This is a genomic window from Sphingomonas cellulosilytica (genome assembly GCF_052321755.1).
Classification (GTDB): domain Bacteria; phylum Pseudomonadota; class Alphaproteobacteria; order Sphingomonadales; family Sphingomonadaceae; genus Sphingomonas.
This window is the reverse complement of the sequence record NZ_JBQRTT010000001.1, coordinates 115,448-139,292: the sequence shown is the minus strand read 5'-3', so window position 1 is coordinate 139,292 and position 23,845 is coordinate 115,448. Positions and strand designations below refer to the sequence as shown.

The window sequence follows — 23,845 nt, the reverse complement described above, 5'->3', positions numbered from 1 at the left end:
CGCTATTCCCACGTCGCGAGCGGCGGCAGGCTCATCAGGATCGCATCGATATTGCCGCCGGTCTTCAGGCCGAACAGGGTGCCGCGGTCGTAGACCAGGTTGAATTCGGCATAGCGGCCGCGCCAGGCGCGCTGCTGCGCCAGATCGGACTCGTCGAACGGCTGGTTCATGCGGCGGCGGACGATGTTCGGGTAGATCGCGAGGAACGCTTCGCCGACGGCGCGGGTGAAGGCGAAATTGGCGTCGAAATCACCCTCCAGGTGATCGTAGAAGATGCCGCCGACGCCGCGATGCACCTTGCGATGGGGAATGTAGAAATACTCGTCCGCCCATGCCTTGAACCGCGGATAGTGCGCCGGATCGTGGGCATCGCAGGCGGCGGCGAGCGCGGCGTGGAAATCGGCGGTATCCTCCGCCACCGGCAGCGGCGGGTTGAGGTCGGCACCGCCGCCGAACCAGCGCTTGGTGGTGACGAGGAAGCGGGTGTTCATGTGCACCGCGGGCACGTGCGGATTGGCCATGTGCGCGACCAGGCTGATGCCGGTCGCGAAGAAGCGCGGATCGTCGCCGGCGCCGTGGATCGTCTTGCCGAATTCGCCTTCGAACGCGCCGCCGACGGTGGAGACGTTGACGCCGACCTTTTCGAACACGCGGCCCTTCATCACCCCGCGCACGCCCCCTCCGCCCGGTTCGCCCGAGGGATCGGTGCGGTCCCATGGCGTATAGTCGAACACCGCGTCCGATCCCGCCTCGCGCTCGATCGCCTCGAACGCGGTGCAGATGCGGGTGCGCAGCGATTCGAACCAATGGCGGGCGGCGGTCTGTTCGGCATCGAGGGTCAGCATGGAGCGACCCTCTAGCGCCTGTCGCGGCGCTGGTCATCCGTCACGCAGGCTGGCAGGGACGGCGGATGACCCGTTCGGCACGACGATCGCTGTTCCGCGGCCTGCGCGTCGCCGCGGTCAGTTCGGCCTTCGTCTGCGCATGCGTCGCGGCGGCGGGCTATTTCGATCGCGATCCCGTCCACCTCTATCCGGCGCGACCGCCGGCGAGCGGCGTCGCGCTGGTCAACGTCTCGGGCGACATGGGCCTGCGCTTCCTGCTCGGCGCCTCCACGTCGCGCGGGCTGACCGAACACCATGTGACGGTGGTCGGCATCTCCTCGCCGGCGGTCTTCCGGCGGCGACGGAGCTGGGCGGAGGTTGACGCCTTCATGGCCGACGTGGTGCGGACCGGCCTGGCCCGCACCGGGGCGCGGCGGATCGTGGTGATGGGCCAGTCCTATGGCGCCGACATCGTGCAGACCGGCCTTGCGCGCCTGCCCGCTGACCTGCGATCGCGCGTGGCGGGGATCATCCTCGTGCTGCCGGGCGATTCGGTCTACTTCCGTGCCGACCCCACCGGCTGGGCCTATCGCGGTACGCCGGACAGCGTCGCCGTCACCACCGCCGACACGCTCACCTGGGCGCCGCTCACCTGCATCTACGGTGTCGAGGAAGACGACAGCCTCTGCCCGCTGCTCAAGGTGCCGGGCGCGCGGATCGTCGGGATGCCGGGCGGCCACAATATCCACCATGACGAAGCCGGGCTGCTCGCCCATGTGCTGGATGCGATCAGTGGCCCGGCCAGCCGCCCGTCTGCCTGAGCGCCTCGGCCAGCACGATCGCGGCGGATACCGACAGGTTGAGCGAGCGCAGCGGCGGCGCCATCGGGATGACGACACGGGCGTCGACGCGGGCATGGACCTCCTCGGGCACGCCGGCGCTCTCGCGGCCGAACAGCAGCACGTCGTCGGCGGCGAAGGCGAAGTCGTGGAGCGGCGTCGCACCGCGCGTCGTCAGCAGCACCAGGCGACCCGGCGCCTGCTGCTCGAACGTCGGCCAATCGGCATGCCGGGTCACCGACACATGCTCGATATAATCCATAGCCGCCCGCGCGACGCGCTTGTCGTCCCACTGGAAACCCATCGGCTCGATCAGGTCGAGCGGCGTGCCGAGGCAGGCGCAGGTGCGCATCACCGCGCCGACGTTGCCGGCGATATCGGGCTGGTAGAGGGCGAGGCGCAGGCGGCTGGTCATCGTGGGTCCTCCCTAGCGTCCGGCTAACCCGCGGTAAAATGCTGTTGGCAAAGCGAGGCCCTGCCGTCTATCAGGCAGCAGCCCGCCTTGGGGATGGCAGGGTTCGGTGGGCCAGGGTTTCCCGTTCCCCCGCAAGAAAAAGAGACAAGGGCAGAGACGAATGGCGACTGACAGCATGGTACCTCCCGGTGAATCGCCGGAGCCGTTCCACGAGGAAGTCCACGATCCCCGCCGCCGCGATTTCATCAACATCGCCGCCGTATCCTTTGCCGGCGTCGGCGCGCTCGCGATCGTGCTGCCGCTCATCAACCAGATGAACCCGTCGGCGGACGTGCTCGCGCTGTCGACCACCGAGGTCGACCTGTCCAAGATCCAGCCGGGACAGGCGATCAAGGCGCAGTTCCGCAAGCAGCCGCTGTTCGTGCGCAACCTGACGCCCAAGGAGATCGCGGAGGCGAATGCCGTGCCGATCGCCTCGTTGCGCGATCCCCAGACGCTGGCCGAGCGGACCAAGCCCGGCAAGGAGAACTGGCTGATTACGCTCGGCGTCTGCACGCACCTCGGCTGCGTGCCGCTCGGTGCGGGCGAGGGCGAGAACAAGGGGCCGTTCGGCGGCTATTTCTGCCCGTGCCATGGCTCGGCCTACGACACGGCGGCGCGCATCCGGCAGGGGCCGGCGCCCAAGAACCTGTTCGTCCCCGAATATACGTTCAATTCCGACACCGTCGTCACGGTCGGCTAAGGGAGAGGTAGAAGACATGAGCTTTCCCTGGGCCAAGCATTACGAACCCAAGCAGCCGCTGATGCGCTGGCTGGACGAGAAGCTGCCGCTGCCGCGCCTCGTCTACAATGCCGTCGGTGCCGGCTATCCGGTGCCGCGCAACCTCAACTATTTCTGGAACTTCGGCGTGCTCGCCGGGGCCGCGCTGGCGATCCAGATCATCACCGGCATCGTGCTGGCGATGCACTACGCCGCCAATGCCGGCGTCGCCTTCGGCTCGGTCGAAAGCATCATGCGCGACGTCAACGCCGGCTGGTTCCTGCGCTATGCGCACGCCAACGGCGCGTCGATGTTCCTGCTCGTCGTCTACATCCACATCGGCCGCGGCCTCTATTACGGGTCGTACAAGGCGCCGCGCGAGATGGTGTGGCTGCTCGGCGTCGTCATCTTCCTGCTGATGATGGCGACCGCCTTCATGGGCTATGTGCTCCCCTGGGGGCAGATGAGCTTCTGGGGTGCGCAGGTCATCACCGGCTTCTTCTCGGCGATACCGCTGGTCGGCGACACGATCCGCATCTGGCTGCTCGGCGGCTACGCGCCGGACAATGCGACGCTCAACCGCTTCTTCTCGCTGCACTATCTGCTGCCGTTCGTGATCGCGGGCGTCATCATCCTGCACATCTGGGCGCTGCACATCCCGGGATCGAACAACCCGACCGGCGTCGAGGTGAAGGGCGAGCAGGACACGGTGCCGTTCCACCCCTATTATACGGCGAAGGACGGCGTCGGCGTCGGCGTGTTCATGCTCGTCTTCGCGCTGCTGATCTTCTTCAGCCCCAACCTGCTCGGCCATCCGGACAATTACATCGAGGCGAACCCGCTCTCGACGCCGGCGCACATCGTGCCCGAATGGTACTTCCTGCCGTTCTACGCGATCCTCAAGAGCTTCACCGCGAACTTCATCCTCGATGCCAAGCTGTGGGGCGTGCTCGCGATGTTCGGGTCGATCCTGCTGCTGTTCTTCCTGCCCTGGCTCGACACGTCGCCGGTGCGCTCGGCGAACTACCGGCCGAAGTATCGCATCTTCCTCGGCGTGCTGCTGCTCGACGTGCTGGTGCTCGGCTATGTCGGCGGGGCGGAGGCGAATGCGCGCAACGTGATCCTGGGGCAGATCGCCTCGGCCTATTATTTCGCGCACTTCCTCATCATCCTGCCGTGGGTCGCCCGCTCGGAGCGTCCGCGCCCGCTGCCCAATTCGATCACGGAAGCGGTGCTGGCCAAGCAGGGCGGGACCAGCGTCACGCACAGCGCGGCGCAAGCCTGAACCGACTGGGGGATATCAGAAAACCATGCCTCGCATCATCGCCTCCCTGATCGGCGCCGCCTTCATCTTCGTGCTCGCGCTCGCGCTCTTCGGCACCGCCAAGACCGCGATCGAGGATCCCGCGAAGGAAACCGCCGAGCAGGTGTTCCACCTGCACCCCGAGGACATCCACCTGTCGTCGAACGGCTTCTTCGGCAAATACGACAACCGGCAGCTGCAGCGCGGCTTCCAGGTCTACAAGGAGGTCTGCTCGGCCTGCCACAGCCTGAAGTTCGTGTCGTTCCGCGACCTCACCAAGATCGGCTATTCGGAGCCTGAGGTGAAGGCGATCGCCAACCAGTGGGTGATCGAACAGCCGACGGTGAACCCGGACACCGGCGAAGCCTCGACCCGCAAGAACGTGCCGTCGGATCGCTTCCCGTCGCCGTTCGCCAACGAGGTCGCCGCGCGCGCCGCCAACAACAACGCGCTGCCGCCCGACCTGTCGCTGATGGCCAAGGCGCGGCATGACGGGTCGAACTACATCCATGCGCTCCTCACCGGCTATCGCCCGCAGCCTGCGGCGCTGCTGAAGGAGTTCCCGGATGCGAAGACGCCCAAGGGGCTGCACTACAACCCGTATTTCGCCAACCTCAACATCGCCATGCCGCCGCCGCTGACCTCCGACGGGCAGGTCACCTATTCGGACGGGACCAAGGCGACCAAGGACCAGATGGCGCGCGACGTCGCCGCCTTCCTGACCTGGACCGCGGAGCCGAACCTCAACACGCGCCACGGCGCGGGGCTTGCGGCGGCGCTGTTCCTGATCGCGTTCTGCTTCCTCGCCTGGGGCGCGTATCAGAACGTCTGGCGCGACGTGAAGCATTGATCGCCGCCCGCTGAGGGCCGACGGACGGGGGCGGGGGTGCGAAGGCACCGCCGCCCTTTTTCGTCGAGTGGGCCGATGGGCAGCCGCTTACCGGTCGCCCCGCCACGGCCACTTGAACTTACCAGCGCTTCGGGGATTGTTTCACCGATGACCCCTTTCCCCCGCACCACGACCAGACTGGAGGCGACGCCGCCTGCACTGGTGCGGATGCGCAGGCTCGCCGGCGGGCTGCTGCTCGCCATGGCGGCGCTGTTCCTCGTCAGCCGACATCTCGCCGCGACGCAGCCGGCGTGGGGCTTCGTGCAGGCGTTCAGCGAGGCGGCGATGGTCGGCGGCCTCGCCGACTGGTTCGCGGTCACCGCGCTGTTCCGCCATCCGCTCGGCCTGCCGATCCCGCACACCGCGATCGTGCCGCGCAACAAGGATCGCATCGGCGATACGCTGGCGCAGTTCCTGCGCGCCAACTTCCTGCAACCCACGGTCATCAGCCGCCGCATGCGGCGCCTGGATGTCGCCGGCGCGCTTGCCCATTGGCTGACCGATCCCGAGGAGGGCGCCGGCGGCCGCTTCCGCCAGGGCGCCTCCAAACTGGTCGCGCAGGTGCTCGAAGGGCTCGATCCCCAGCGGCTCGGTGGCATGGTCAAGGCCGGCATCGCCGCACGCCTGCGCGAGGCGGAGGTCGCGCCGATGCTGGGGCGCGTGATGAAGGCCGCCATCGCCGAACAGCGCCACGCGCCGCTGCTCGACGGCGCGATCCGCTGGGCCGCCAAGGCGCTCGCCGCCAACGATCACCTGATCCGCCAGATGGTGCATGAACGCGCCGGGTCGATCCTGCGCTGGACCGGGCTCGACGAAACGGTGGCGGACAAGCTGATCGGCGGCCTCGACCGGCTGATCGCCGACATGGCGGAGGATCCGCAGCACCCGTTGCGCCTCAAGGCGGAGGAGGGGCTGGATCGCCTCGCTTGGGACCTGCAATTCGATCCCCGCACCCGCGAACGGGTGGAGGCGATGAAGGTCGAACTGATCGCCAATCCGGCGATGCAGCGCTGGCTCGACGGTTTGTGGGAGGCGGCGCGTGCCGGGCTGCTGCGTATCGCCCGCGATCCCGAGGGTGCGATGCAGGGCCAGTTGGGGGACGTGCTGCGCCAGCTGGGGGGCACGCTGACCGGCGATCCGCGCCTTGCCCGCACCATCAACCGCTTCGTGCGGCGGGCGGTGGTCGGCATCGCTGCGGATTATGGCGACGGCATCGTCCGCCTGGTATCCGAAACCGTGCGTGGCTGGGACGCCCGCACGATCACGACGCGGCTGGAGAACGCGGTCGGGCGCGATCTGCAATATATCCGCATCAACGGCACGCTGGTCGGCGGCCTCGTCGGCCTCGCCATCCATGCGGTGGATGTCCTGTTGTGAAGCAGGGCTGTACGCTCTCGCCATCCGTCGCATACCGCAAACGCCTTGCCGTCTCGATCGTCTTGCCGCACAAGCGCAGGCGATGAGCGCCACAGCCGAATTCGAGCAGGACAGCGGCGGCACCGTCCGCTTTTCCGGCGACCTGCTGTTGCGGACGCTGGGCAAGCTGCCGGACCGGCTCGATTCGCTGTCCGGGCCGGTCGAGCGAATCGACCTCAGCGCCGTCGGGCGGATCGACACCGTCGGCGCCTGGGTCGTCCACCGGCTCGCCGCGCGCCACGATGCCGCGATCGACGGGCTGGACGAGGACGGCCGCTACCTGCTCGATCAGGTGGTCGCCGCCGATCAGCCGGTCGCGCTGCCGGATCGGCCGTCGAATGCCTTCACCCGCCTGCTCGGCGAGATCGGCGATGCGGTCGTCGTCACATTCCGCACGCTGTATGGCCTGCTCGGGTTCCTCGGCGCGACGACGATCGCCCTGGTCAACGTCATCCGCCATCCCAGCCGCTTCCGCTTCAATGCCACCGTCCACCGGTTTGAGGTGGTGGGCGTGCAGGCGCTGGCGATCGTCGGGCTGATGAGCTTCCTGATCGGCATCGTCATCGCCCAGCAGGGCGCGGTGCAGCTGCGCCAGTTCGGCGCGGAGGTGTTCACGATCAACCTCGTCGGCCGGCTGACCCTGCGGGAGCTGGGCGTGCTGATGACCGCGATCATGGTCGCCGGGCGTTCCGGATCGGCGTTCGCGGCGCAGCTCGGCACGATGAAGCTGACCGAAGAGATCGACGCGATGCGCACCATCGGCGTGTCGCCGATGGAGGCGCTGGTGCTGCCGCGCACGATCGCGGCGGTGCTGCTGATGCCGCTGCTCGGCTTCTATTCGTCGCTGATCGCGATCATTGGCGGCGGCCTGCTCGCCTGGGTGTCGCTCGACATCCCGCCCGTGACCTTCATCCAGCGCATCCGCGAAGTGGTGCCGATCACCGACCTCTACATCGGCCTCATCAAGGCACCGGTGTTCGGCGCGATCATCGCCATCGCCGGCTGCTTCCAGGGCATGCTGGTCGAATCGGACGCGGAGCAGGTCGGCCTGCGCACCACGTCCGCCGTCGTGCAGGCGATCTTCCTCGTCATCGTGCTCGATGCCTTCTTCGCGGTGTTCTTCACCTGGGTGGGGTGGAACTGATGGCCGCGACCAATACCGATCGCGACGCCGGCGAACACATCATCCAGGTCCGCGGCCTCAAGAATGCGTTCGGCGATCAGGTGGTCCATGAAGGGCTCGACCTCGATGTCCGGCGCGGCGAGATCCTGGGCGTGGTCGGCGGATCGGGCACCGGCAAGTCGGTGCTGATGCGCTCGATCATCGGCCTCCAGACGCCCGTCGCCGGCGAGATCACCGTGTTCGGCGAACCGACGATCGGCCGCGAGGAGACGGAGGCGACCAACATCCGCAAGCGCTGGGGCGTGCTGTTCCAGGGCGGTGCGCTGTTCTCCACGTTGACCGTCGCCGAGAACGTGCAGGTCCCGTTGCGCGAATTCTATCGCGACCTGAACCCGGCGCTGATGGCGGAAATCGCGGCCTACAAGGTGGTGATGACCGGCCTCAAGCCCGATGCCGGCCCCAAATACCCGGCCGAACTGTCGGGCGGCATGAAGAAGCGCGCCGGCCTTGCCCGGGCGCTCGCGCTCGATCCCGAACTGCTGTTTCTCGACGAACCCACCGCCGGTCTCGATCCGATCGGTGCCGCGGCGTTCGACGATCTCACCAAATCGCTTCAGAAGACGCTGGGCCTCACCGTCTTCCTCATCACCCACGACCTCGACACCCTGTATGCGATCTGCGACCGGGTGGCGGTACTGGCGGACAGACGCGTGATCGCGGTCGGCACGATCGACGAACTGCTCGCGCTCGATCACCCCTGGATCCAGGAATATTTCAAGGGGCCGCGCGGCCGCGCCGCGGTGGCGACGCAGGAGGCGAATGCCGCCGCTCATCCGACCGAAGTGAAGACCAACGCAATCGCGGCCAATCCGACTGCCGCCGCCACCGAACCGGCACGAGACCGACCCATGGGGACCGACTGATGGAAACCCGTTCCAACCACGTGATCGTCGGCGCGGTCGTGCTGATCCTGCTCGCCGTCCTTGCGATCTTCACCGTCTGGATCGCGCGCCTCGGCGGCACGCAGGAGAAGGAATATGACATCTTCTTCAAACAGTCCGTCGACGGCCTCGCCAAGGGGTCGACGGTCACCTATTCGGGCGTGCCGACGGGGCAGGTGAAGACGATCGCGCTGTGGAAGCCCGATCCGCAGTTCGTCCGCGTGCGCGTGACGGTGAACGACGATACGCCGATCCTGCAAGGCACCACCGCGACCATCCAGGGCAGCTTCACCGGCACCAGCACGGTGGCGCTGGATGGCGCGCGCAAGGGCGCGCCGCCGATCGTCTGCCCCGATCATCCCGATGCGCAGCAATGTCCCTATGGCGTCCCCGTGATCGCCACCAAGCAGGGCGGCATCGGTGCGATCCTGAATTCGGCGCCGCAGCTGCTGGAGCGGCTGTCGACGCTGACCGAGCGGCTGACCGGCCTGCTCACCGATCGCAACCAGGCGTCGATCGCCGGCATCCTCGACAACACCAACCGCCTGACCGACGCGCTCGCCGATCGCGGGCCGGAGATCGCGGCGACGCTGGCGCAGACCCGTGTCGCCATCCAGCAGGCGGGCGATGCCGCGCAATCGATCGGCCAGCTCGCGCAGACCACCAACGGTGTGCTGGCCGAGGACGTCAAGCCGACGATGCAGAACCTCAACAAGGCGATCGCCGCGGCCCAGCAGAGCGCCGAAACGCTGAACAGCGCCATCCAGGATGCGCGGCCGGGCCTGCAGACCTTCTCCAAACAGACGATTCCGGAGGCGAACCGGCTGGTGCGCGACCTGCGCGTCACCGCGACGGCATTGTCGTCGATCGCCGACAAGGTCGACCAGGGCGGCGCCAGCTCGCTGATCGGCCAGCAGAAGCTCCCCGACTACAAGGGCAAGTGAGATCATGAAGACCAGGCTCCTCATCCTCGCCGCGGCCCTGCCGCTGGCCGGCTGCATCAGCTTCGGCGCCAAGCCGCCGCCCTCGCTGCTCACCCTGCAATCGACCGCCGCACCCGCGGTGGGGACGGAGCAGAATTCGGCGGGTACGCGGTCGATCACCATCCAGGTGCCGACCACCCCGGCCGAGATCGCCGTCGCACGCGTGCCGGTGCAGGAAACGCCGACGTCGATCGCCTATGTGAAGGACGCGCAATGGTCCGAACCGCCGGCGCGCCTCTTTGCGCGGCTGCTGTCGGACACCGTCTCGGCGCGCAGCAACATGGTGGTGCTGTCCAGCATCCAGTCGATCGGCGATCCCAGCGCGACGCTGGCGGGATCGCTGCGCAATTTCGGGCTCGATGCCGCCAGTCGCCAGGCGGTCGTGACCTATGACGCGGCGCTGACCCGCGCCGGCAAGGATACGGTGGAGAAGCGCCGGTTCGAAGCGCGCGTGCCGGTCGCGACCATCGACGCCACCAGCGCCGGCACCGCGCTCAACCAGGCCGCCAACCAGGTCGCCGTCGAGGTCGCCGCCTGGGTCGCGGCGAGCTGAGCGCAACGCCCCCGAGCGTCAGGGCGCCCGGCGCACCCCGGGCAGCACGTCGCACACCGCCGCACCGCCCAGCGACACCATCGGCGCCTCGGGATGTTCGCGCCGTGCGACGGCGGCGGCGAAGCGTGGATTGTCGGCGCGGCGATATTGGAAATGCGGGCGTTCGGCGGCCGGCATGTCGCTCGCCAGCCGCACGCTGACGATCGGCGTGCGTTCCGCGGCGGTCGCATACATGCCCATCGCCGCATCGCTGCGCGGCAGGGCGGAGAGATATGGCATGCCCTCGACGATCCGCCCGACCACCGTGTAATTGCGGTCGAGCCGCCGCGCGGACTGGCCGATGGGCGTGAACAGTTCGGCGCCCGACCCGGTGCTCGGCAGCGCATCGCGCGCGACCCCGACCATGCCGTAGCAATGCGTCAGCCACGCCTGCCGCCCGTTGCTCGCCACCGGCCAGCCGTCGGCGGTGATCCCCGACGCGGTGGAATAGCTGTCGGCCTTTGCCAGTCGCACCGCCGGCCGGAACGCCGCGATCTCGAACTCGGCGGCGGGACGATCGGTGACGCCGGCGGGCAGCGGCTTCTTCTCCGTCGCATCGCCCCATTGCGCGACCCAGTTCTCCTGCACGCGGTACACGCTTTCGCCGTCCCACCAATGCGCACGAGCGAGCGTGCGCACATTGCCGACATGCTGCGGCGCCATGCCCGCGGCAAGACGGATCACCACCTGCCGCCCGTTTGCCAGCGTCATCACCAGCAGTTCGTCATCGGGAATGGCACGCCAATCCGCCTCGATGGGATCGGCAGGCGAGGGTGGCGGCGCAGCTTGCAGCGGCGCGGCGGCGAACAGGAGCAGGCTCAGCATGACGCAGCAGAGTGGCGCAGCCGGCACCCGCGCGCAATCACTTGCAGGGCGACCCCGGACCGGCTAGGCGCGCTGCTCCAGGACATGCGGAGCGGTGGCCGAGTGGTCGAAGGCGCTCGCCTGGAAAGTGAGTATACGGCAAAACCGTATCGAGGGTTCGAATCCCTCCCGCTCCGCCACTTCGTCGACAGACATCCGCGCTACGCGGCAAATTTCATCATCTTCTCAGTGCTCTGCGAGGCAATGCGGGCGTCTATAGACGCCTCGGGTGCTGCTAAACCGCCTGAATCTTTCACCATGCGTCTCTTAGAAGCAGTTTGGCGTACCGCGCGAACACGCAATTTGCCCCTTCTGCGGCGGCAAGCGTGTCAGGGGCACGGCTTGTTGGCTGCAATAGGATTTAGATTCCCCGCCTCGAAACTATCGGACTATAAAAAAGAGGAAGGTCGCAGGAGCGCAGGATGAGGCAGGGCATGACCGGCCGCGGCAAACCGCATTGCGAAGCGTTTCCAGCAATCGATATCCTGGAGGCGGAGCGCAGCCTGCGCTCAGGCAGCGACCGCTGCGAATGGCGTGATGAGCAAGCCGGTCTGGTGGGACGGGGCAGCCTTCTATCGCTCGATGCGACAAGCATGACGCTGGAATACACCTTCATCGGCTCGGCTAATATCGCAGCGGCCAATGGGGTGCTGAAGGTCGCGGTCAGCGGTACGCGGCGCAATCCTCATGTGGTTCGGAAAAACCTTCATTGTCCAGTCTGCGAACGTCGTGTCCAACTGCTCTATTTCGTAACCGGAACCTGGGCGTGCAGGACATGCCATAATCTTGTTTATTTAAAGCAAAGGCTGGGTGATGTAAACAAGAAAATTCTGCATAAAGATAAGTTGTTTGCTGAACTTGCCAAGCAAAAGGAGAGTGGACGTGCGACGCGGGCCCTCCATAATCAACAACGCCATGCTGACAGGATCAGTCTGGAGCTAGTGCAAGGCGGCTTTACTGCTCTACCAGAGGAGCTGTGCTATCGGACGACCTGTCGCTGGCTGAATCGGGGTGAGATGCCCGTGCCTGTAGGGGCGCGCGATGCAAGTGATGCTCCTTCTCCCTACTCACGCGGATTGGCCTATTTTCGGCGGCCTGATGACGAGGCCTCAGGCATCGTACCCTGTGAGCTGATCGGCTCACTCATCCTTGATCGACCTGTGCAATCGTTCTTCGAGCAGCATGTCCAAGACACGCTGGCGGCGGTCGAGCAGGGTATCGCCAAGGGCAGCTTGCTTTTGCCAAAGCCGACGGCTGAGGCATTATCCGCGGTGGTAGCTGACCGGTTGTTGCTCCGGCCGCTGATGTTGACGAGTGGGTGGAGCGAGCTCGATGATCGCTACACCCGGGAAGATCGCGCAGAAAGTACGAGCTTTGCTCGCTACGATGGTGATCCCCTGTTGTGGAAGTTTAGCGCTGCCACAACGGCAGCGACACAGCCACTACGCGCCATCCTTGACGATCATCGCGTGCAGCTGTGTGCTCGCTTGCCAGCCGAGGGACGTTCGGACGCGCTCAGGGACATCAAAGCGGCTGCGGCCATAATCGAGACGCGATTGGCTGATGTTCGGACATTGGTGGATGCGTTCAACGCCGGGCGTTCAAAAACAGCCCAGAGAGCTGTAAGGCAGCGCCGAAGGCAGAGGCAAGCTACCATCGGCTGAGCGGGTTTGAACGACGCCGGCGTGACGCGGGGCAGGCAGCTTCGTCACGCTCGTGTCGGTTGCTTTGGCGGTTTACATCAAGCCGTGCGTGCCATGCTCATCCTGCTCCCACGGGTCGATCTCATACCAGCCTTTGCGTAAATAGTGCTCGCGGAAGATCCGCTGAGCCTGTGTGGACGCCAGGATCCAAAATCCAATCATTACCACGAGTGCAAACAGGCCAAAGATCAACAAAGAAATCAAAATCACGATGGCCATGAATATCATGGGGCGCCACACCATGCGTGCGGCAAGATAGAAGCCGCCAAAGAGCAAGAGCCAGAGCCAGGCGAGATGCGGTACGCCCTCGCGCCAGCCTGTCGCAGGGTCTTCGTAGATCGCCGCGGTTTGCCGCGGATTGAAGAACTGGCGTGGGCGAGGCAGCCGGCGTCCGCCTTGTGTCACAGACATGCACGCACCTCCTCGACACGACGCCGGTTCGCTGCGGACCAGATCGACTTATATTGCTGCATGACGACATGGCTGCCGGTCGGGGTAGGTGTAGCATCGACCAACAGCGTGGGCGTAGCGCCACCCAAGGCGAGCATGGCGCCGTTCCTGGTCGGAATCTGCTGGGGCGTTGCGCCAATGGCGATCCATTTGGCGGAAACGCAGCTCATGATTGCAGGAATGTCGCGCGTGCTCTCCACTATGAGAACTGGCGAACGCTTCTGAAGCCCCTTGATCGAAGGGGATGCGCAAGCGCTGAGCGCTATGGGCAGCATGAATGCTGCGGCTTTGACAAGCTTGGTGATGATCGGCTCCCCTTTTTGAGGGGCGCCGTGCAGCTTCGCCGTTGGTCGCCCCTATGTTCCTCTCGGGGCGACGGCCGAAGCCGGATGTTCGAAACCTGCAGGAGTCCAACAGGCGCATGCGCCTTTACCGGCAAGCCGGTTGGACATGCGCGCATGCCACCCGGCCCCCTATCGGTGACCGGCTGACTCCTTGGTGAGGTTTCGACGCCCCGCTCCCGCGTATCTCGGGAGCGCGGACGTGATCGTCTGACGTCGTGAGTGACGCAAGCAAAAACGACGGAGATGCGTCAGTTTTGCTGGGCGAAGAGGAGGCGCTGGTCGGCCCAGTCGCTCGGCAGCGGCAGCATGTCGGTGAGGCGGCTGAGCGTCAGCCAATGTGGCTGGCGACCTTCAACGATGCGCGTCACCAGATCGGGCGCGAGGAAGGCTGCGCCAATGTGCTGACGGATATAGGCCGGGGTCACGGCACTGGCAGCGGCCACGCTTTGGATGGTCCGATGCGTGCCACTGGTGAGCTCGCCCAACCATTGCCGCGCCTGCGCAACCACGGCGATGAGGCTGCTGTCGGGGTGAGTCGCAGCATGGCCGGGTACGACCAGAGTCAGCCGGGCCTTGGTGCGGCCAAGGCTGGCAGGTGTGACGATGCAACCGAGTTCGCCGGCAAGGCCGAGCTGGTCGAGGCGGACGATGGTGGTGACACCGGCATCGCTGACGGTGACACGGCTGACGAGGTTCTGAATGCAGGCCTGGCTGGCTTCGGCGTTGCCTGAGGCAAGCGTACTTGCGAGCTTCGCCCCGGCGGCAAGAACGGCGGGCGAGACAAGGTCGAGGTGGGGGAGGGCAGAAGCGAGCCTCGCAGGCGTAGCAAGCGTCTGCTCGAGCGCGGACAGGACAAGCCGGTCGAGGTCGGCCGCGGGCACGCGGGTCGCACTCGAGGCATAATAGCAATAGCGCCGGTTGGCCTTGCCGGTGTGGGTTGCCGTCATCCGTTGGCCGGCAGCATCATGGACGAGCCCGGAAAGGATGAGGCCTGACCCGGCCGAGCGCGTGCCCCGCGCCTTGCGGCGATTGGCCTCCAGCAGGCGTTGCACAGGGTCAAAGAGGTCGGCAGGCACGATGCGCTGGTGCTGCCCGGGATAACGCTTGCCCTTGTGGCCGATCTCACCGGCATAGATGGGATTGGCCAGGATGCTGTAGAGCGAGCCGCGGCCAAGCGGCGTGCCGCCGGTCGTCTTGCCATCGGCAGCGCTGCGTCGCTTGGAGCGGATCCCCGCCTGGTCAGCGGCGGTGACCAGGGCATCGACGCTTCTGTGCTTGAGGTAGAGCGCAAAGAGCGTGCGCACCTTGACGGCTTCGGGCTCGTTGATGACGAGCAGGCGGTCAACGACGTCATAGCCGAGCGGCACCGCTCCGCCCATCCACATGCCCTTGGCCTTGGATGCCGCGATCTTGTCGCGGATGCGCTCGCCAGTCACCTCGCGCTCGAACTGGGCAAAGCTCAAGAGCACGTTGAGGGTCAGGCGCCCCATACTGGTCGTGGTGTTGAACGCCTGGGTCACGCTGACAAACGATACAGCGCGGACATCGAACCGGTCGACCATGCGGGCAAAGTCGGCAAGCGCCCGGGTCAGCCGGTCGACCTTGTAGACGACCACCGTGTCGATGAGCCCGGCCTCGACATCGGCAAGCAGCGCCTTGAGGCCAGGCCGCTCCATGCTGCCGCCCGAGAAGCCGCCATCGTCATAGGCGGTGGGGATGAGCTGCCAGCCTTCGTGCTTCTGGCTGGCGATGTAGGCCTCGCATGCCTCACGCTGGGCGTGAAGCGAGTTGAAGGATTGCTCCAGGCCCTCCTCGCTCGACTTGCGTGTATAGACCGCACAGCGGACGATGCGGCGCTCAGTCATGGCGGCGGGGCTTGGGCGGATAGCTGCGGCGCTTTCTCAGGCCAAAGAACAAGAGGCCGTTCCAATGCGTGCCGGTGATATGCTTGGCGATAGCGGACAATGAGGTGAACAGCTGGTCCTCATAGCGAAAGCCATTGTCCTCCACCGCCACGACATGGTTGCGCCCGCCATAAGCCTTGATGAGCTGACTGCCGGGCAGCAGCTGGCTTGCAGCCGGCGGCAGGGCCGCAGGCCCGGGGGCAACCTTGCGAGCAGCGCGGATCGCAGGCGCAGCGCTGACTGGCGTCGCCAGCGCCGGATCCGCCACGGCAGCGCTGCTGGTCGTCGGTTGAGGATTTGCTGATCCTGCCCCCTCTTCTGCACGCCCTGCTTGGCCCAGCCCACGCCGCGTCGCGGCATGTTCGGCAGCAAGTTGCAGGTCGTGCGCGATAGCGGGTGCCACGTCGCCATGCAGCAGCATCTGCTCGCGCCAGGCGACTGCCTGCGCAACGAGGCTCGCCAGCCGCTGCGGGGCAGGGCCGCCGAACAATGCGTCCCAACGGCTCGCATCATCCGCCGCGTCGGCAACATCGGATGATGGCGGGGCGACGCGGGCAACGCGGGCAGCGCGATTCATGCGTTGCCGCCAGCGGGAATGAGCGCGTCTGCCGCAGCAACCAGGCGGTCGTGCCAGGCCAGCCGCTCCAGCCAGGCTAAAGGAATGCCGCTTGCGCCATAGATCGCGCCAGCCAGTTGGCCGGTGATGGCAGCGGTCGTGTCGGCGTCATCGCCGAGGTTGGCCGCCAGGAGAACAGCAGAGGCAAAGCTGCTGGTCCGCCCGACACACCAGAGTGCCGCTTCCAGTGAATGCGCGACATAGCCCGACGAGCGGATGTCACCGCGGCGTTTGCCGCGCCAGCTGCCGGCAAGGATGGTCTCGATGCCCGGTGCAGTGCTGCTGCGCGACCGCGTGAGCAGCGCAGGCTTTGCCATGCCCGCCATCGCATCGGCGAGGAGGTCAGCGTAAGCGATACAGGCAGCAACGGCCTCGGGCGCGGCATGGGTGGTACGGCTCTGCCGGGCGGCAACATCAGCGAGTGCTTCCCGGTCGTGCCCATGGCGGATCGCCACCGGTGCAAGGCGCATCAGCGAGCCATTGCCTGCGCTCATCGGGTCGGTGCTGCCCGCATAAGGGTCACCATCGCGCTCGAAGCGGGCAAGCGCCTGGCGCGTTGTCACGCCAATGTCGAAGCACGTGCCCGTGCAGCTATAGTCGCCATGCTGCCACCAGGCGACAAAGCGGCGCATGAGGTCAGCGGCATCAAGCGCTGGGTCGGCTGCCAGGCTGTCGGCGAGCGCCAGTGCCATGGCGGTGTCATCGGTCCATTGGCCCGGCTGGAGCCGGAACGGACCACCGCCGACCATATCGTCGACATGGCTGCTGTCGCGCCGGCTGAACTCCAGCGTGGTGCCAATCGCATCGCCCACCGCCAAGCCAAGCAGCGTGCCGCGGGCGCGGTCGCGGCCTGCATGGGCAGAGCGCTGCGTCGGTGTTGCTGCTGTCGGGTTCAGCGCCCGCACATAATGTTCCTGCGCCACCGTCTCGACCGCGCCGGGGCGGACGCCGCGCACGGCCTCCAGCGCTGCGGCTGGCTCCCAGCCTGTCTCCACCAGCAGCCGCGCAGCGACCATGCCGGCCCGGCCAAGCCCTCCCTTGCAGTGAACAAGGACGTCAAAGCCGCAACGCAGCTGTGCATGCAGTGCCGGTCCGATCTGCTGCCAGGCGGCTTCGAACCCTGCATCGGGCACGGACACGTCACGGATGGGAAGGTGATGCCATTCCATCTGTGCCGCGCGCACCGCCTCGCCCAGGTGTGACACGCCCAGCGCTATCAGCTCGTGTGGCTCGACCAGCGTGACGACACTTGCCGCGCCCCAATCGGCGATGGCAGCGATGTCGAGCTCGAGATCGCGCTGCCAGGCGCCGGTTGCAGCCTGAGGCTGGCATTTGCCAGGGCAAAAGGTGATCCCGACGCGGCCACGTCCATTGCCGGCGTGAACCGCTGCAATATGCAAGGGATGCGTGATGCTGGTGCGGGCGCCTGCCACCGCAGTCCTGGCGCTGTCAGTCTGCCGCATGCTCGCTCCTCCTTGCCCGGTACAGTTCGGCAGGGCGGAAGCCCTTGCCGGTTTCCATTTCGCCCGTTGCTTCCAGCCGCCCGCTCTCAACCAGCCGTTTGCGGAAGGCCGGCTTGTTCAGGGTCTCGCCGCGGATAGCCTCGTGCAGGGCCTGCAACTCGCGCAGCGAGAAGGTTTCCGGCAGCAGGCCAAAGGCCCAGTCATCCCGGTCGAGATCGCGGCGCAGATCGGCAAGCGCGCGCTCCAGGATGGCATCATGGTCGAAGGGCAGCGAAGCGCGCCTGCCTGATGGACTTCGTAGGACGCCATTGCTGATGGTAAGCCGCTCGCAGCCTGACACGGCGAGGCAGGCCGCCTCCATCGTATCGGCATCCACCAGCGCCATGTAGCCGATACTGATGATGCGCATACGCGGGTCGCGGCCGACAGCGCCAAAGGCGTGGAACTGGCGCACCGGCGCATCAAGACCGGCTTTGTCGCGCAAGGCGCGGCGCGCTGCGTGGCCAAGCTCCTCGTCAGCGCGAACGAACGCGCCGGGGAGCGCAAGCCGCCCGCGCGCAGGCTGCTCGGACCGCCGAGTAAGCAGCACCTCGAGCATGCCACGGGCAAAGGTGAGGGGAACGACGTCGACCGCTACCGCCAGCGGCGGAAAGGCGGCTGGGTCATAGGCGGCGAGGAAAGCAGCGTCATCCATATGACGCCTGCTTAGACGTCAATAGCATATACGTCAATGACGTCTAAGCCGGTAGCTGATGCGTTAAGGCGTCTTCCACAATCTCGCGTGCCTGTTCGGCGAGGAGTAGTTGACTCCGCTCGGTCATGCGGAGCATCTCACGCGCGGTGCGCAACGCTTTTTCGACATCTGCCTTGAAACCGTCGTAGTCCTCTCCATCGACAAAAATTCGCAGGCGCATTGCGTGTGGTCCGAACTTGCCGCGGAAGGGAAAATCAACCCGGTTCAAATGCTGCATCCGCCAGAACACTTGGTCACCCGTGTAGGGAACGTGCGCCTCATGAAGGTGGCCGGACATCCAGCAGTCATAATCGTTGAGGAAGTCACGCTGCAGTGTCTCGATTCGGATGGCGGCCAAGTCGTGGATGACGAGGGGGTGAATCTCGAAGCCTGCTCGCACTGTGTTCTTGAGATGATCTATATCGACGTCTGGCCTTGCGCGGCGAAGCTGATGGAGATGCGTAATGACGTCACTGCGCAGTTTGCGAATGAGGTCGTCATAGGCGCGCCTATTCGCGAACAAGCGCGAGCCGAGGATTTCGGTGCCGGTTTTACGTTTCATCGCATCAACGTGTGGGACAGCGCGCCCGCTGGCAAGCGAGCGATGTAAGGTGCTGTTTGATATGGCGTGATGGCTCCACCCGCGAGATGGTCCCTGCGGGCCTAGATCGATGTTGGGGTCAGGCGACGTTTATGCGGTTCGCCCGATAAGTGATGGCGCCGCCGACAAGCCATGCCGGTGTATCCGCAGGAACGGCGAGAGCCAAGCCGCCTTTGCTCATAATAGCGGCGGGACGATTAGGGCGAGCCAACCATCCGGTCTGCGTAGCTCGTTACAAGCTAAACCGCGAGCATCCGCTATGGGCGAAAGCGAACAGTGAGCCACGGCTGTGGCGGTGGGTATCGCGCGGGTACTATCGTCTTACGCGACGTCATAAACGACGCTTTTCTGCGGCACTGAAGAGGTCGCGGCGGAGGGTGTCTCCGCCATCTAATAGTCGATTTTGCCTGGTAATGCGCGTCTGCACGAGCAGCGAGCGATCAGCTTCAGGCATCAGGCCGTCAGCTGCAAATGGGGCGACCATCGGGTGCAAGGCGGGGTGTCATTGCCCCTTTTCGCCGACCCTCCCAGAGCAGATACTGGCAGCGAGTTTGCGGATCACGCCAGACACGAACCTCTTCACCACCAGATCGTTGGCTGCGAACCTTCCCTTCGACGTTGCTCGCGTTGATGGGTTCTGACTTGAAGTTGTCGCAGCCGGCCGCGGAAGCCGCGATGATCAGCCCACTCACCATTGCCAATTTCGACATCTGTTCGCCCCCGCGTTGAATATCATCACGCTTACGGTCGAGCCACGATTGCGCAAGCGATCAATTGCATTGTCCGCTTGGTACTACCTGAGTGGTGGGAGGGGGCGTGACGAAGCAACGTCGGGATCGCCCCTGGAGCGCCGAGCGGCACGTATCTACCTAAAAGCGGAACCGCGCGGGGTACATAGTGGGTATCGGAAGCCGGGATCGACGTTCACGGCTCTAGTGAGCAGGCGGCGCGGCGGAGGGAATCTCCGCCGCGCATGTCTGCTTTTGGGGGGGGAGCGGTTATTGTTCGCGATCATTGTCAAAGGCAATTTTGATCGCCCTTGCCATGAAGAAAAGCATATGAAGCGCGCTCATGATGATGATGGTAAAGTAAGCCAATCCCGCGCTTGGTCCGTCAAGAGGTTGGGTCCACACCCAAACAAAGAACAAGGCAAGCGGACCGAGCCAGAACGGGAGCCACCGCTTAGGCAAAAGAAGCGTAACAGCTCCGGGCAGCAGAACGAGAAATAGGAAGAGCCAAGCCATCAGCGCCATTTACCGGTTTCATAATCGTACATCGACCGTGCGATGGCCGGTCAGGGCTCGCAAATGGAGATTTGGTGCAGAAGCTTGGATGCCGACTCGCAAAGGAAGCTGTTATGTCCGCTTGTGGGCGGAAGCGGACAGTCAGGACAACTGTGCCGGCGGGTATCACGCGGGTACTACCGTCTTGCACGACGGCAAAAAGGACGCTTTTCTGCCGCGCTGAAGAGGGCACGGCGGAGGGTACCTCCGCCGTGAACGTCCGCTTGTGGGTGGAAAGCGGCCTGTCCGCTTTTGAGAGACACTCAGCGTAACCAGGCCTTCGTTCATGTCGCAGGGCAGGTCGGCCGAACGACGTTTCTTCACTTGTTGGCGGCCGGGTTCCGTTTACGCGGCAGACCAGTAGGCTGCACTCCGTCCGGCGGCGATACAGCCTAGCTTAGGTTTGGTATGGCTGTTTGGGGGCGGGGCCGCTAACTGGGACCATCGCTGCCATCCTGACCGTGAGCGGAAGCGACTGAGAGACCTCGTGCTCCCGCTTACATGCTGGGAGGCGCACGTGGTCTCAATCCCTCCATATGCGTCAGCTCTTGCTCGCCTAGCCCCACTGCCGCGAGCGTCGGCGAGGCGTTCACCCATCCGCGGCCGATCGGACATGAGCGCAGACGCATCGTGTCAGACGGCCGCTACCCGTTCGCTGAAACACCCCAGTTCAGGAAACATCACGCATGGACGACTCACCATTCTTCCGCCGTCAGGCAGCGGTACAGCGCGAGCAGGCGACTTCCTCCGCTCTAGCACTCGTGCGGGATCGCTGTGAGCGGGCGGCATCGGCGTGGGACGCGCTGACGGTACGTGCCGAGAAGTCTGAGCGCCTGCGCATCGGACGTCCGTCCTGACCGACGTCGGCGAGGCACGGGCGCCAGAGTATGATCTGATCGACGTGGCCGAGGTGCCGGGCGGGGGACTGCTCCACCTCGTGCGCGCGGGGCAGGATTTCGAGATACTGCTGGACGGCGAGCAGCTCATGGGCAGCTGGTGCAGTCGATCCGAAGAGGCGCTGGCGACGCTGGCCTGTGCGCAAGCCGGGCCCGGCGCGCGTCACGTCCTGATCGGCGGGCTTGGAATGGGGTTCACGCTCGTTGCCGCCCTGGCGGCCCTGCCGGCGTCGGCGAGGGTGACGGTGGCCGAGCTGGTGCCCGGTGTCGTCGGTTGGGCGGGCGGCGTCCTGTCGCATGTGCATGGTCCGTCGCTGGCCGACCCGCGCGTATCCGGACGCAGCCTTCGCCCGCCTCCTGCGCACGAGCGGGTTCGATGTCAGACAGGTGGAAGTGCCGGGGGAGGGGGGAAGCCAACCTCACATCCTGTGGCTTGGGACGAGGCATGATCCGGGCGTACAATCCGGATCGGGAGGAATAGCAGATGTCTGAATCCATGCTGGAGCGTGTGGCCCGCCTCGTCGCCATTCAGGTCGCGCAGCATTGCGGAAAGGATGGGCCTACATCGACCAGCTTTTCCAACGCTGCCTGGGCGGATTACCGCAACGATGCCCGCGCCATCCTCTCGGCGCTCCGTGATCCCACGGACGCGGAGCTTGGACGCGCGATCCAAGTCAGGGACCAGACGTCGTGGCACGCCCATCGAAGCTTCTGGAACGCCGTGATCGAGGCAGCGCTGGCGGAGCCGGTCCGCAGCCATCCTCGCGCTGACGACTAGGGACCCGCAGCAAGCATCGATGGGCACATTGGGCGAGCCAAGCCCCCTTCCGCTCCAGACGCGGACTATTGAGCCCCTCTTCATAGACGACGATGCACACGCTCCAACTCTTGCTTGTGCTGGTCGCAGCGGCAGCCGGTCTCGCCTACCTGGCGCAGGTGGTACGGGTGCCCCTGGCCGTGTCGCTTGTCCTGGGCGGCATCGCCTTGGCGTTCGTACCCGGCGTCAGCGCGATCGAGCTCGATCCGGAACTGGCGCTGGCGCTGTTCCTGCCGCCCCTGCTCCAGGCAAGTGCTTATCGGACGGACTGGCCGGCCTTCCGTTCCAACCTGCGACCTATACTGCTGTTGGCGGTCGGTGCCGTTTTCTTCACGGCCGCCGCGGTGGCGGTCGTGGCACGCCTGCTGGTCCCGGGCCTGCCCTGGTGGGCGGCGGTGACGCTGGGAGCGATCGTGGCACCGCCCGACGCCGTCGCGGCCTCGGCGGTCCTGAAACAGCTCAGACTGCCGCGCCGTATCGTGACGGTGCTCAAGGGCGAGAGCCTCATCAACGACGCCTCCTCACTGGTGCTCTACCGTTTCGCTGTGGCGGCAACGCTGGCCGGCACCTTCAGCGTCGGCGAGGGCGTGCTTCAGTTTCTCGGCGCGGCGCTGGGTGGATTGCTGGCCGGATGGGTCGTCGGGCGGACCGCCATCTGGATCTTCGCGCTGCTGGAGGACACGCTTCTGGACATCACGGTCAGATTGCTGGCCGGTTTCGCGGCCTATCTCCTGGCGGAGCGGTTTCATGCATCTGGCGTGCTGGCGGCCGTTGCCTGCGGGCTCGTACTCGCCCGGCGCCAGCACGCGGAGTTCAGTGGCGAGAGCCGACTGGATCAGGCGACCGTCTGGGGCTTCGTCGAGTTCCTGCTGACCGCGCTCGTGTTCATGCTGATCGGTCTGCAGCTGCGCGGCATCATCGAGCGGCTGGATCGATATGACGGCTGGAGCCTCGCGCTGCTCGGTCTTGCGGTGTCCCTGACGCTGATCATCGGCCGGTTCCTGTGGGTGTTTCCGGCGGTGTGGCTGCCCCGCATCCTCTCGCACCGGCTGCGTGAACTCGATCCCATGCCGCCCTGGAGCTATCCGGTCGTGCTGTCCTGGGCAGGGATGCGTGGCGTGGTGAGCCTGGCCGCGGCGCTGGCCCTGCCGTTCCGCTTTCCCGAGCGCGACCTTATCGTATTCCTCGCATTCTGCGCCATCGTTGCGACCCTGGTGGTCCAGGGCACGACGCTCGGCTGGGTCATTCGCCGTTTAGGGCTGGAGGAAACGGAGGCGCCTGCGCACGAACCGGAAACGGCATGGGCTAGAGCGCATCTGGCGGCGGCGGCACTCAGCGCCATACGCGACCGGCTAGAACAGCCGGGGACAGAACATTCGGTTGCCGCAGCCGAGCTTCTGGAGGAGTACAAGGTCCGCGCGGAGCGGGCGAGCATCCGTGGTCAGGACATCGAAACGCGCACCGGTCAGCTGGAAGCGCAACAGCGCCTGCGCCTGCTCGCGATCTCGGCGGCGCGCGACGCGCTTGCAAAGCAGGTCGACCGGATCGACCGCGATGCGCATCGGGAACTCGTACAGGAGCTTGACCTGGAGGAACAGCAGGTGCGCCGCGCGCTCGGCGAGGCGTGAACCGTCGATCTTGAGGCGTTCGTGGCGGTTGCAAAGATAGTGGTGCGCCGTGCTGGTACTGAATCCCACCGAGGATGCCCTGGAGAGAAGTTCGCACCAAGGCGGGGTCAGGACGTCGGCTCGAACCCAATCGGCGAGCGCACGTCCACTCGGGCAAGAACCACCCGCAATCTGGCCATCATTCTTGCCACGTCGTCAGGCGACCGGCCGACGTCATCGGCCAGGCTGCCACAGGAGATTGCGATGCGTGCTCGGTCCCGCAAATCGGTGATGTCGGTTTGGGTCCAGCGACGATGCGGACTCACGTCTCGGCTCCTGGACGGGGCGATGGTGCGACCGACCCGCCCTCGGACTCCCAATCGTCGCTACGCGCGCGATCCGAAGCGTTCTCGTCCGCCACTTGTGCCCGACCCGCGAGCCGTTGGTACAGGGCGGCCATGCTGCCATGAGCGTGCGCC

At 65.8% G+C, this 23,845-nt stretch carries 25 protein-coding genes and 1 tRNA gene; 14 read left to right on the top strand and 12 right to left on the bottom strand.

Features of this window, described 5'->3' with window-relative positions; translation table 11 throughout:
• Nucleotides 1-2: 2 nt before the first annotated feature.
• Nucleotides 3-845 carry an oxygen-dependent coproporphyrinogen oxidase gene (gene hemF, locus ACTZQ5_RS00630; RefSeq protein ID WP_443583218.1) on the bottom strand — a complete coding sequence of 281 codons (843 nt, stop codon included), beginning with the start codon at nt 843-845 and terminating at the stop codon, nt 3-5.
• Between the two features lie 65 nt (nt 846-910).
• Between hemF and ACTZQ5_RS00625 the strand changes: the two genes are divergently transcribed.
• Complete coding sequence (locus tag ACTZQ5_RS00625; protein ID WP_443583217.1) at nt 911-1,645, top strand: AcvB/VirJ family lysyl-phosphatidylglycerol hydrolase; 735 nt, start codon at nt 911-913, stop codon at nt 1,643-1,645.
• Here ACTZQ5_RS00625 and ACTZQ5_RS00620 read toward each other — a convergent pair.
• A complete protein-coding gene (locus ACTZQ5_RS00620) occupies nt 1,614-2,078 on the bottom strand; it encodes a tRNA (cytidine(34)-2'-O)-methyltransferase (RefSeq protein ID WP_443583216.1) in 465 nt (154 codons plus the stop codon). The two genes, ACTZQ5_RS00625 and ACTZQ5_RS00620, sit on opposite strands and share 32 nt — an antisense overlap.
• A 175-nt stretch (nt 2,079-2,253) precedes the next feature.
• Here ACTZQ5_RS00620 and petA point away from each other — a divergent pair, with 175 nt between their 5' ends.
• The 8 genes from petA (at nt 2,254) to ACTZQ5_RS00580 (ending at nt 10,046) form a co-directional block, all read left to right on the top strand.
• Nucleotides 2,254-2,820 carry a ubiquinol-cytochrome c reductase iron-sulfur subunit gene (gene petA, locus ACTZQ5_RS00615; protein ID WP_443583691.1) on the top strand — a complete coding sequence of 189 codons (567 nt, stop codon included), beginning with the start codon at nt 2,254-2,256 and terminating at the stop codon, nt 2,818-2,820.
• A gap of 16 nt (nt 2,821-2,836) precedes the next feature.
• On the top strand, nt 2,837-4,123 hold the full coding sequence (locus ACTZQ5_RS00610; RefSeq protein WP_443583215.1) for a cytochrome b: 1,287 nt from the start codon (nt 2,837-2,839) through the stop codon (nt 4,121-4,123).
• Nucleotides 4,124-4,148: 25 nt separating this feature from the next.
• Nucleotides 4,149-4,991: a cytochrome c1 gene (locus tag ACTZQ5_RS00605; RefSeq protein ID WP_443583214.1), complete on the top strand. Its 843-nt coding sequence runs from the start codon at nt 4,149-4,151 to the stop codon at nt 4,989-4,991.
• A gap of 207 nt (nt 4,992-5,198) precedes the next feature.
• Nucleotides 5,199-6,407 (top strand): DUF445 domain-containing protein, encoded by a 1,209-nt coding sequence (locus tag ACTZQ5_RS00600; protein WP_443583690.1) that lies wholly within the window; start codon nt 5,199-5,201, stop codon nt 6,405-6,407.
• An 82-nt stretch (nt 6,408-6,489) separates the two neighbouring features.
• Entirely contained in the window at nt 6,490-7,590 is a 1,101-nt protein-coding gene (locus ACTZQ5_RS00595) for an ABC transporter permease (protein WP_443583213.1), read from the top strand.
• Nucleotides 7,590-8,492, top strand: a complete 903-nt coding sequence (locus ACTZQ5_RS00590) for an ABC transporter ATP-binding protein (protein WP_443583212.1) — start codon at nt 7,590-7,592, stop codon at nt 8,490-8,492. Before ACTZQ5_RS00595 ends, ACTZQ5_RS00590 begins: the two co-directional genes overlap by 1 nt.
• Nucleotides 8,492-9,454: an MlaD family protein gene (locus ACTZQ5_RS00585; protein ID WP_443583211.1), complete on the top strand. Its 963-nt coding sequence runs from the start codon at nt 8,492-8,494 to the stop codon at nt 9,452-9,454. Before ACTZQ5_RS00590 ends, ACTZQ5_RS00585 begins: the two co-directional genes overlap by 1 nt.
• A gap of 4 nt (nt 9,455-9,458) precedes the next feature.
• Nucleotides 9,459-10,046, top strand: coding sequence for an ABC-type transport auxiliary lipoprotein family protein (locus ACTZQ5_RS00580; protein ID WP_443583210.1), 588 nt, complete (start codon nt 9,459-9,461; stop codon nt 10,044-10,046).
• A gap of 18 nt (nt 10,047-10,064) precedes the next feature.
• On the opposite strand, the gene ACTZQ5_RS00575 is transcribed toward ACTZQ5_RS00580, so the two are convergent.
• Nucleotides 10,065-10,910, bottom strand: a complete 846-nt coding sequence (locus ACTZQ5_RS00575; RefSeq protein ID WP_443583209.1) for a peptidylprolyl isomerase — start codon at nt 10,908-10,910, stop codon at nt 10,065-10,067.
• Nucleotides 10,911-10,998: 88 nt separating this feature from the next.
• Here ACTZQ5_RS00575 and ACTZQ5_RS00570 point away from each other — a divergent pair.
• Together ACTZQ5_RS00570 and ACTZQ5_RS00565 are read left to right on the top strand one after the other, a co-directional pair.
• A tRNA-Ser gene (locus ACTZQ5_RS00570) sits at nt 10,999-11,089 on the top strand.
• A gap of 282 nt (nt 11,090-11,371) precedes the next feature.
• Complete coding sequence (locus ACTZQ5_RS00565) at nt 11,372-12,613, top strand: hypothetical protein (RefSeq protein ID WP_443583208.1); 1,242 nt, start codon at nt 11,372-11,374, stop codon at nt 12,611-12,613.
• Between the two features lie 72 nt (nt 12,614-12,685).
• On the opposite strand, the gene ACTZQ5_RS00560 is transcribed toward ACTZQ5_RS00565, so the two are convergent.
• From ACTZQ5_RS00560 to ACTZQ5_RS00520, 9 genes are all read right to left on the bottom strand, one after another.
• Entirely contained in the window at nt 12,686-13,063 is a 378-nt protein-coding gene (locus tag ACTZQ5_RS00560) for a hypothetical protein (protein ID WP_443583207.1), read from the bottom strand.
• Nucleotides 13,054-13,377 (bottom strand): hypothetical protein, encoded by a 324-nt coding sequence (locus ACTZQ5_RS00555; RefSeq protein WP_443583206.1) that lies wholly within the window; start codon nt 13,375-13,377, stop codon nt 13,054-13,056. The genes ACTZQ5_RS00560 and ACTZQ5_RS00555 overlap by 10 nt, the downstream gene beginning before the upstream one ends.
• A gap of 317 nt (nt 13,378-13,694) precedes the next feature.
• A complete protein-coding gene (locus ACTZQ5_RS00550; RefSeq protein ID WP_443583205.1) occupies nt 13,695-15,311 on the bottom strand; it encodes a recombinase family protein in 1,617 nt (538 codons plus the stop codon).
• Nucleotides 15,304-15,927 (bottom strand): DUF2924 domain-containing protein, encoded by a 624-nt coding sequence (locus tag ACTZQ5_RS00545; RefSeq protein WP_443583204.1) that lies wholly within the window; start codon nt 15,925-15,927, stop codon nt 15,304-15,306. Before ACTZQ5_RS00545 ends, ACTZQ5_RS00550 begins: the two co-directional genes overlap by 8 nt.
• A complete protein-coding gene (locus tag ACTZQ5_RS00540) occupies nt 15,924-17,429 on the bottom strand; it encodes an ADP-ribosylglycohydrolase family protein (protein WP_443583203.1) in 1,506 nt (501 codons plus the stop codon). The genes ACTZQ5_RS00545 and ACTZQ5_RS00540 overlap by 4 nt, the downstream gene beginning before the upstream one ends.
• Complete coding sequence (locus tag ACTZQ5_RS00535) at nt 17,416-18,123, bottom strand: NUDIX hydrolase (protein ID WP_443583202.1); 708 nt, start codon at nt 18,121-18,123, stop codon at nt 17,416-17,418. The genes ACTZQ5_RS00540 and ACTZQ5_RS00535 overlap by 14 nt, the downstream gene beginning before the upstream one ends.
• Nucleotides 18,124-18,166: 43 nt before the next feature.
• Nucleotides 18,167-18,724, bottom strand: coding sequence for a hypothetical protein (locus tag ACTZQ5_RS00530; protein ID WP_443583201.1), 558 nt, complete (start codon nt 18,722-18,724; stop codon nt 18,167-18,169).
• A 500-nt stretch (nt 18,725-19,224) separates the two neighbouring features.
• Entirely contained in the window at nt 19,225-19,458 is a 234-nt protein-coding gene (locus tag ACTZQ5_RS00525) for a DUF6440 family protein (protein WP_443583689.1), read from the bottom strand.
• 303 nt (nt 19,459-19,761) lie between these two features.
• Nucleotides 19,762-20,007: a hypothetical protein gene (locus ACTZQ5_RS00520; RefSeq protein ID WP_443583200.1), complete on the bottom strand. Its 246-nt coding sequence runs from the start codon at nt 20,005-20,007 to the stop codon at nt 19,762-19,764.
• Between the two features lie 940 nt (nt 20,008-20,947).
• On the opposite strand from ACTZQ5_RS00520, the gene ACTZQ5_RS00515 reads away from it, so the two are divergent.
• From ACTZQ5_RS00515 to ACTZQ5_RS00505, 3 genes are all read left to right on the top strand, one after another.
• On the top strand, nt 20,948-21,391 hold the full coding sequence (locus ACTZQ5_RS00515; RefSeq protein WP_443583199.1) for a spermidine synthase family protein: 444 nt from the start codon (nt 20,948-20,950) through the stop codon (nt 21,389-21,391).
• A 35-nt stretch (nt 21,392-21,426) separates the two neighbouring features.
• Nucleotides 21,427-21,720, top strand: a complete 294-nt coding sequence (locus tag ACTZQ5_RS00510; protein WP_443583198.1) for a hypothetical protein — start codon at nt 21,427-21,429, stop codon at nt 21,718-21,720.
• Between the two features lie 116 nt (nt 21,721-21,836).
• A complete protein-coding gene (locus ACTZQ5_RS00505) occupies nt 21,837-23,387 on the top strand; it encodes a Na+/H+ antiporter (RefSeq protein ID WP_443583197.1) in 1,551 nt (516 codons plus the stop codon).
• Nucleotides 23,388-23,845: the final 458 nt, after the last annotated feature.

What these genes read in the sequence shown, in the direction of transcription:
- ACTZQ5_RS00575 (WP_443583209.1), bottom strand. Translation starts at nt 10,910, where the DNA reads ATGCTGAGCCTGCTCCTGTTCGCCGCCGCGCCGCTGCAAGCTGCGCCG.
- ACTZQ5_RS00520 (WP_443583200.1), bottom strand. Translation starts at nt 20,007, where the DNA reads ATGGCTTGGCTCTTCCTATTTCTCGTTCTGCTGCCCGGAGCTGTTACG.
- ACTZQ5_RS00610 (WP_443583215.1), top strand. Translation starts at nt 2,837, where the DNA reads ATGAGCTTTCCCTGGGCCAAGCATTACGAACCCAAGCAGCCGCTGATG.
- ACTZQ5_RS00560 (WP_443583207.1), bottom strand. Translation starts at nt 13,063, where the DNA reads ATGTCTGTGACACAAGGCGGACGCCGGCTGCCTCGCCCACGCCAGTTC.
- ACTZQ5_RS00525 (WP_443583689.1), bottom strand. Translation starts at nt 19,458, where the DNA reads ATGGTGAGTGGGCTGATCATCGCGGCTTCCGCGGCCGGCTGCGACAAC.
- ACTZQ5_RS00565 (WP_443583208.1), top strand. Translation starts at nt 11,372, where the DNA reads ATGAGGCAGGGCATGACCGGCCGCGGCAAACCGCATTGCGAAGCGTTT.
- ACTZQ5_RS00595 (WP_443583213.1), top strand. Translation starts at nt 6,490, where the DNA reads ATGAGCGCCACAGCCGAATTCGAGCAGGACAGCGGCGGCACCGTCCGC.
- ACTZQ5_RS00605 (WP_443583214.1), top strand. Translation starts at nt 4,149, where the DNA reads ATGCCTCGCATCATCGCCTCCCTGATCGGCGCCGCCTTCATCTTCGTG.
- ACTZQ5_RS00545 (WP_443583204.1), bottom strand. Translation starts at nt 15,927, where the DNA reads ATGAATCGCGCTGCCCGCGTTGCCCGCGTCGCCCCGCCATCATCCGAT.
- ACTZQ5_RS00535 (WP_443583202.1), bottom strand. Translation starts at nt 18,123, where the DNA reads ATGGATGACGCTGCTTTCCTCGCCGCCTATGACCCAGCCGCCTTTCCG.
- ACTZQ5_RS00530 (WP_443583201.1), bottom strand. Translation starts at nt 18,724, where the DNA reads ATGAAACGTAAAACCGGCACCGAAATCCTCGGCTCGCGCTTGTTCGCG.
- petA (WP_443583691.1), top strand. Translation starts at nt 2,254, where the DNA reads ATGGTACCTCCCGGTGAATCGCCGGAGCCGTTCCACGAGGAAGTCCAC.
- ACTZQ5_RS00540 (WP_443583203.1), bottom strand. Translation starts at nt 17,429, where the DNA reads ATGCGGCAGACTGACAGCGCCAGGACTGCGGTGGCAGGCGCCCGCACC.
- ACTZQ5_RS00585 (WP_443583211.1), top strand. Translation starts at nt 8,492, where the DNA reads ATGGAAACCCGTTCCAACCACGTGATCGTCGGCGCGGTCGTGCTGATC.
- ACTZQ5_RS00600 (WP_443583690.1), top strand. Translation starts at nt 5,199, where the DNA reads ATGCGCAGGCTCGCCGGCGGGCTGCTGCTCGCCATGGCGGCGCTGTTC.
- ACTZQ5_RS00555 (WP_443583206.1), bottom strand. Translation starts at nt 13,377, where the DNA reads ATGCTGCCCATAGCGCTCAGCGCTTGCGCATCCCCTTCGATCAAGGGG.
- ACTZQ5_RS00625 (WP_443583217.1), top strand. Translation starts at nt 911, where the DNA reads ATGACCCGTTCGGCACGACGATCGCTGTTCCGCGGCCTGCGCGTCGCC.
- ACTZQ5_RS00590 (WP_443583212.1), top strand. Translation starts at nt 7,590, where the DNA reads ATGGCCGCGACCAATACCGATCGCGACGCCGGCGAACACATCATCCAG.
- ACTZQ5_RS00580 (WP_443583210.1), top strand. Translation starts at nt 9,459, where the DNA reads ATGAAGACCAGGCTCCTCATCCTCGCCGCGGCCCTGCCGCTGGCCGGC.
- hemF (WP_443583218.1), bottom strand. Translation starts at nt 845, where the DNA reads ATGCTGACCCTCGATGCCGAACAGACCGCCGCCCGCCATTGGTTCGAA.
- ACTZQ5_RS00510 (WP_443583198.1), top strand. Translation starts at nt 21,427, where the DNA reads ATGTCTGAATCCATGCTGGAGCGTGTGGCCCGCCTCGTCGCCATTCAG.
- ACTZQ5_RS00620 (WP_443583216.1), bottom strand. Translation starts at nt 2,078, where the DNA reads ATGACCAGCCGCCTGCGCCTCGCCCTCTACCAGCCCGATATCGCCGGC.
- ACTZQ5_RS00550 (WP_443583205.1), bottom strand. Translation starts at nt 15,311, where the DNA reads ATGACTGAGCGCCGCATCGTCCGCTGTGCGGTCTATACACGCAAGTCG.